Source organism: Thermostichus sp. OS-CIW-20 (assembly GCF_054061455.1).
Map to the genome: position 1 here is coordinate 130878 of NZ_JBSSEF010000005.1, position 6000 is coordinate 136877.

The following is a 6000-nucleotide window of genomic DNA, read 5'->3' on the forward strand; positions in this document are numbered from 1 at the left end:
TCCTGCTGCCGAAGACAAAGGGCTATCGGCAGATCCGCGCCGAGGAATCGCCTCAGGGAGTGGCTAGCTGAGCTTGTCCACCAAGGCCAGCACGAAGTTGAGGCTCAAGTAGGAAACCAGCGCCAGTAAGAACAGAAACAGCGCAATGCTCAGCGCAGCTCGCAGAGATCCCGCCTGGACTTTGGGGGCGGGCCTTTCAGGCGGAGTTTTCATCCTCAAGTCCCAGAAAAGATCCTAGAAGACTCCAATTCTAGGATCTCATCCTGGAGAGACGGGAGCGGGAAGATTGCCAAAAAGTTGCTCAGTACCCCAAGTGTAGAGTTTGGCCCCCGACCCGCTAACGGGGTTACCAGAAAGCGCCTTATATCCCCTGCCCAAAGATAGGGGCTTTACGGCGCTTTCCGGGAAATTTACTCCTGCCCAGCACCGGATTAACCTACAGGTCACCAGCGCTCCTCCTCACCTGGAAATCCAAATTGGCAACACCGGCATCATCATCCCCCCTGCAGAACAAAAGCGGGTATTTGAGAAGTTTTACCGCGTGCCCAGCTCGGATCCCCGGCGGCGGGGAGGGACAGGGTTGGGCTTGGCCCTTGTGCAACAACGGGTAAACTTGTTGCAAGGGAAAATCTACCTTAACAGCGAGGCCGACCACACTTGTTTTACCTTGCGGTTGCCCCGGCTTCTTTCTGTCTCCGGCCAACAGCAGTCAGCTCAGCCTAGGGCCTAGGCGTCGGGGTGGCTGGCTGGGGAGAAGCAGAGGATTCCCTTTCTTCGATCACTTTTTGCAAGCGGGCCCGCACTCGCTGGTTCAAAACGGGATCTTCGTTGGCCAAGGTCATCAGCTCGCGATATTCGGCCACCGTCAGCCCCTGCTTCTCGACAATGCGGCTGGCTTGGGTTTCCGTGCGCTGCATGATCTGCTCGTACTCTTCTTCGTTCTGGGTCTCTCGCAACTGAGCGCTGGCTTCCCGGATCAAAGGATCCAATTCCAACAGAATCTGCACCAACTGCTCCACCTGAGCATCGGTAACTTGCTCTGGGGTTAGAGTTGGGGAAGCTTGCGGGCTGGGAGCCCCCCCTGTAGCCGCAGAAGGAGTTGCAGCAGGACTGGGGAGCGGGGTTGCCTCCTGCGCCCAAAGCGGCGGGGATCCCAGAATCAATCCCAGACTCACCAGCAACGCGAATTTCCTCATGCCCAAAACTCCCTCGACCTAGAGTAAACTACCCGGCTCCGACCGCCTCCCTTCCCCCCCAACCCCCCGCATACCAGGGGCAGGGAGGCGGGGGGATGGAAGGGAGTACGAAGCGGGGCTCCTGCAGCTTCTACCTGAGACCGACCGGAACCCTTATGGCTCAGGTCATCCCTGAAGCCAGAGTAGCAAGAGGTCTGTCTGCCGTCTAAGGGTTTAACGCAGTACGGGAAACCTATCCTGGACATATTGTAGAAACGGAAAATTGGTTGTACAGTCGTAGTACCCTCTCCAAAGGCTGCTCGCCCCGCGAGTATTCCTTTTGGTGAAGCTGCTCTAGGTTTGCGCAGTTGCAATTGGCCAACCCTAATCCCCACTAAGGGGAGTTGCCCGTACCTGGGTTTAGGTATGTGTTCTGTTGAGCGTTCCTTATTGTCGATGCTAGCTCAGAGGCCAGATCGGAAGGGAGTCTCCTGCGCTGGCAGTTGACTTTCTTCGCAGGCATCAGAGCTAATCGATACCCTATTTCTCTTTGCTCCCTTCCGGGGAGAAAGGGTTTATTTTTCAACTGAATAAGCAGTTTCCCGGCAAAGTTCTTGGAGGGGAGACAGAGGTAAGTTGCCTTACTTTTCCGCTCGTGGAGGAGGACGTTCGTTGTCCTTTGTTATTTCTGTAAAGGATGATAACAAAAGTCGGTAGAAGTTATTGATTTTCTTAGGTATTGCTGATATATTTTTTAAGGTTGTCTTGTAATCCTTCTACAGGAGGCTGACATTGGTCAGGAGAAGAAAGCGTAAGAGCCGCCGTCGTTTGGAGGGGCGCAAAATCTTAGATTATATTCCTCAATTTAAATTAGATAGCGGCGAAGAAAAGTCTGTAACCGCCGCCCGGAGATACATACAGGAAAACTCTATTCAGCCGCCTGCGCTGATTCTGGTTCGGCGAAACGAGCACACGATAGACCGATTTTTCTGGGCGGAGAAGGGACTATTCGGCGCGCAATATGTCGAAGAAAATCACTTTCTCTTTCCCAGCTTACGGGCTTTGCTAGCGCAGGTTGCGGCTGAGAAGCCGGAGAAAAAATCTTCCAAGGCTCTGGCAACTGCCGCTCAATAGTTTCTATATCAATACCGGCCTCAGGAGCTGAAGAAACAGCCCCCCCACGGGGGGCTTGCTTTTATCCTCGGCAAGAGAACCATCCAATTAACGGGATCCCTTTCCACCTAGCATCTATCTAGCCCCTCATCGCCCATCTTCGACTTCTCGGAGAGGGGTTTGCGCGCTACCTTACAGGGGATCCCGTCGGGAGGTTCTGGATGAGCCGACTGCCGCAGACCACCGCCCATGTACAAATTACCCGCCGCTCCTGGCAGGAGGGCGCCATTGAAGGGGAAGTCAACGCCAACGGTTGGGTTTGGCGCTTTTGCTGGCGCTTTCGATCCGGGGAGCTGAAGGTGGAACCCTCTGTAGGGCGGGCCTTGATTTGCGATCCCTTGAGCCGTTTTTTGGAGAAATCGGATTACTTACTAGAGCCCGGCAGCAACTACTCATTTGTTATTCGTAGCCGCCTCTAGGGATCCCTGGGCAAACAGGGGGAGAGTTGGCCATGCTGCCGAGACAGCTCTCCTCCAAGAGTAATCTGCCCTTCCAGCGAACAGGCTCTAATATTGGGATGGTTGTTCTAGGAGCTGCCTTCATGACCTCTTCCTCCCACCTGACGACTGCAGAGCGGGCAGTGGGTTCTGCCAACGGCCTGAAGGAGGCCCCTCCACTGGCGGAACGGGATCCCTTGGCCCGTGCCCTCGCCGTGGATGAAGCGCTCGACCGCAGGAACAACCTGTTGAATCGCCGCCTGCAAATGGTGGAAGAACTTTGGGAAGCCGTAATCCTGCAGGAGTGCGGGCAGCCTTTGGTAGATCTGTTGCAGCGGCTGCGCTCCATGTGTTCCCCTGAAGGGCAGGCCTTGGAGTACCCCATCCCGGAAGTACTACAAATTGTCGAGCATCTCAGCCTTGATGCAGCCATTCAAACGGCCCGCGCCTTCGCTTTGTTCTTTCAGTTGATCAACATCGTTGAACAGCACTACGAACGGGCAGAAGACTCAGATATGCGCATGGTGGACAGCCAGCAGCGCACCGTGCGGGAAAACGAAAAATTTGAACGGCTCTTCCCCTACCTGCGGGCTCAGGGAGTGCCGCCTGGCTTGCTGCGCCGCCTGCTGGAGCGGCTGCACATCCGCTTGGTGTTTACCGCCCACCCCACTGAGATTGTCCGCCACACCATCCGCGAAAAACAACGGGTCTTCTCCCGTCTGCTCAGCCAACTGGACTGGGCAGAGCAGTTCGACCCTCTGCAAGCTCAGATGTTGAGAGAACAGCTGGCAGAGGAAGTTTTGCTCTGGTGGCACACCGACGAGTTGCATCAGTCCAAACCGACCGTTCTGAACGAAGTCGATTACACCTTGCACTATTTTGAAGAGGTTTTGTTTCAGGCTATCCCTCTGCTGCATGAGTACCTCAGCCGCAGCTTGAAAAAGTCCTTTCCCAGCGTCGAGCCACCGCCGGCAGGCTTTTGCAACTTCGGCTCGTGGGTGGGCGGGGATCGGGACGGCAACCCTTCCGTCACTGCCGACGTTACCTGGCAAACGGCCTGCTACCAGCGCAACCTGATTTTGGGCAAGTACATCGAGTCCGTGAAGGCCCTCACCAAAACCCTGAGCGTCTCTTTGCACTGGGGGGATGTGGACAGCCAGTTGCTGGATGTCCTTGAGCAGGATCGCCGCCGCATGCCCGAGGTTTACGAGTCCTTTTCGCTGCAATATCGCCAAGAGCCCTACCGGCTCAAGCTCAGCTACATCCAGCGGCGGCTGGAGTTGACGCGGGAGCGCAACCGCAATTTGGCCGACTCCGCTTGCCTGCCTGTCCCGCCCCCTCTGGACAACGCCTACGCCAATGCAGAAGAATTTCTGGCCGACTTGCAGCTTATTCAGAGCAGCTTGAAAAACAGTGGCCTCTCCTGCCGCCAGTTGGATCACCTCATTTGCCAGGTGCAGGTCTTTGGCTTCCATCTGGCCCACCTGGATATCCGCCAAGACAGCAGCTACCACGAGGCCGCTCTCACCGAGATCTTCGAGTACTTGCGGATCTTGCCGCGGCCCTACAGCGAGATGACGGAGGAGGAAAAAACAGCTTTTCTCCTGCGGGAGCTGCAAACCCGCCGGCCCCTCATCCCTCTAGAAGCTCCCTTTTCCGATAAAGCGGCGGAGCTGATTGCCACCTTTCGCACCCTGCGCCGGCTGCAGCAGGAATTTGGCATGGCCATGTGCCAAACCTACGTGATCAGCATGAGCCGCCAGTTGAGCGATCTGTTAGAGGTGCTGCTGCTGGCTAAGGAGGTGGGCCTTTACGATCCCATCAGCGGGCGCGGATCCCTGGCGGTGGTGCCGTTGTTCGAGACCGTTGAAGACCTAAAGGGGGCGCCAGAGGTGCTGCGGCAGTTGTTGGAGATCCCCTTCTATCGCCAGTACCTGGCCCAGCAGGAAAACCTACAGGAGGTGATGCTGGGCTACTCGGATAGCAACAAGGACGCTGGCTTTCTAAGCAGCAACTGGGAGATCTACAAAGCCCAGCAGCGGCTGCAGGCGGTGGCCGAGTCCTATGGAGTGAAGTTGCAGATCTTCCATGGCCGGGGTGGCTCGGTGGGGCGCGGGGGAGGGCCGGCCTACGAGGCGATCTTGGCCCAGCCGGGGCGCAGCGTGGGGGGCCGCATCAAGATTACTGAGCAGGGAGAGGTGTTGGCCTCTAAGTACTCTCTCCAGGATCTGGCCATTTTTAACCTGGAAACTGTTACCAGCGCCGTCATCCAGGCGAGCCTGCTGCGCACCTACCCCAACGACCTGCACGAGTGGTCGCGCCTGATGGAATCGCTGGCAGAGCGCTCTCGCCAGGTGTACCGCAACCTGGTCTACGAGCAGGAAGGCTTTGTCGAGTTTTTCCACGAGGTCACCCCCATCGAAGAGATCAGCCAACTGCAGATTAGCTCCCGCCCAGCTCGCCGCAGCGGTAACTCGAAAGATATCGGATCCCTGCGGGCCATTCCCTGGGTATTCAGTTGGACACAGAGCCGTTTTCTCTTGCCCGCATGGTATGGAGTGGGCACCGCTCTAGAGGAATACGCGGCTAAAGGCGAACACAACCTCAACCACCTGCAGCATCTCTACCGCGAGTGGCCCTTCTTCCGCATGGTGATCTCCAAAGTGGAGATGACCCTGGCCAAGGCGGATCTGCAAATTGCCCGCCACTACGTGCGAGAGATGAGCTCCCCCGAGCGCCTGGAGCGGGCGATGGAGCTATTCGAGCTCATTGCCCAGGAGATGTACCGCACCCGGGAGATGGTTTTGAAAATTACAGGACACAAGGAGCTGTTGGAGAACGACCCCTATCTGAAGCGCTCGGTGCAACTGCGCAACCGTTCAATCGTGCCCCTCGGGTTTATCCAGGTCTCGCTCCTCAAGCGCCTGCGTGGCAAGCAAAAATCCCATTTCCACAACACCCAGTACAACCGCGCCGAGCTGCTGCGGGGAGCTCTGCTCACCATCAACGGCATCGCCGCCGGTATGCGCAACACAGGCTGAGCACCGACTCTTCCTGGGGATCAAGGATAGCTACGGCCCTCTCCAACCGGCCTAGGATATCTCCGGGAGCAAGGCGGTTGGGAGCATGACTCTAGTCAATGATATGCTGGACTATACTGAAAATAATGCCCAGTATGTTCAGTATGGCTGCTTGGTATGGCTAGGTATGTAAAA

Annotated in this window: 6 protein-coding genes; 4 read left to right on the plus strand and 2 right to left on the minus strand. The window is 56.7% G+C overall.

Annotation, left to right across the window (positions count from 1 at the left end):
• Positions 1-63: 63 nt before the first annotated feature.
• Positions 64-213: a hypothetical protein gene (locus tag ACVWXC_RS03905; RefSeq protein WP_011429730.1), complete on the minus strand. Its 150-nt coding sequence runs from the start codon at positions 211-213 to the stop codon at positions 64-66.
• A 109-nt stretch (positions 214-322) separates the two neighbouring features.
• Here ACVWXC_RS03905 and ACVWXC_RS03910 point away from each other — a divergent pair, with 109 nt between their 5' ends.
• Positions 323-730, plus strand: coding sequence for an ATP-binding protein (locus ACVWXC_RS03910; protein ID WP_099884163.1), 408 nt, complete (start codon positions 323-325; stop codon positions 728-730).
• Here the strand turns inward: ACVWXC_RS03910 and ACVWXC_RS03915 are convergent.
• Positions 720-1196 carry a DUF4168 domain-containing protein gene (locus ACVWXC_RS03915; protein ID WP_011429728.1) on the minus strand — a complete coding sequence of 159 codons (477 nt, stop codon included), beginning with the start codon at positions 1194-1196 and terminating at the stop codon, positions 720-722. The two genes, ACVWXC_RS03910 and ACVWXC_RS03915, sit on opposite strands and share 11 nt — an antisense overlap.
• Before the next feature lie 771 nt (positions 1197-1967).
• Between ACVWXC_RS03915 and ACVWXC_RS03920 the strand changes: the two genes are divergently transcribed.
• The 3 genes from ACVWXC_RS03920 (at position 1968) to ppc (ending at position 5826) form a co-directional block, all read left to right on the plus strand.
• The gene (locus ACVWXC_RS03920; RefSeq protein WP_041438161.1) at positions 1968-2309 is read left to right on the plus strand and encodes a DUF3155 domain-containing protein; all 342 of its coding nucleotides are present in this window, start codon (positions 1968-1970) and stop codon (positions 2307-2309) included.
• Positions 2310-2509: 200 nt separating this feature from the next.
• On the plus strand, positions 2510-2767 hold the full coding sequence (locus tag ACVWXC_RS03925) for a DUF3146 family protein (RefSeq protein ID WP_011429727.1): 258 nt from the start codon (positions 2510-2512) through the stop codon (positions 2765-2767).
• A 122-nt stretch (positions 2768-2889) separates the two neighbouring features.
• Positions 2890-5826 (plus strand): phosphoenolpyruvate carboxylase, encoded by a 2937-nt coding sequence (gene ppc / locus ACVWXC_RS03930; protein ID WP_457391043.1) that lies wholly within the window; start codon positions 2890-2892, stop codon positions 5824-5826.
• Positions 5827-6000 lie beyond the last annotated feature (174 nt).